Raw genomic sequence first — 556 nt, forward strand, 5'->3', positions numbered from 1 at the left:
TCACCTGCATTATACGTATTCCCATCAACAGTAAAACTCGTTACGGTTAACGGTCCATCTGCAGTTGCTGCATTATCTAACACATTGCCTGTGGCGGTTGTATCTTCTACGACAGAAACAGTTTCACTATCATCACTTAAATCTGACACGGGATTCACTGAAATTGTTAAGGTAGAAATTTCTGTATCACCTGCACCGTCAGTAACGGTGTAGCTGATCACTGGCACGACACCGTTGAAATTGTCATTTGGTGTGAAGGTGTAACTACCATCCGTATTTAAGGTGAGTTGACCTTCAGTGAGAGTAACTGTATCACCTGCATTATACGTATTCCCATCAACAGTAAAACTAGTTACGGTTAACGGTCCATCTGCAGTTGCTGCATTATCAAGCACATTGCCTGTCGCGATTGTATCTTCTGCAACAGTGACGTTCTCATTATCATCGCTCAGATCAGAAACTGGTGTTACTGAAATTGTTAAGGTAGAACTTTCGGTATCACCGGCACCATCAGTAACGGTGTAGCTGATCACTGGCACAGCACCATTAAAGTTGT

The 556-nt window shown here is 42.8% G+C and carries 1 protein-coding gene; it reads right to left on the reverse strand.

The genetic code is table 11. The annotated features are described in order from the left end of the window. The coding region (locus tag H4J75_RS19705) for an Ig-like domain-containing protein (protein ID WP_182223070.1) at positions 1-556 on the reverse strand (556 nt) is incomplete at both ends.

Source organism: Colwellia sp. BRX10-1 (assembly GCF_014077545.1).
Taxonomy (GTDB): domain Bacteria; phylum Pseudomonadota; class Gammaproteobacteria; order Enterobacterales; family Alteromonadaceae; genus Colwellia_A.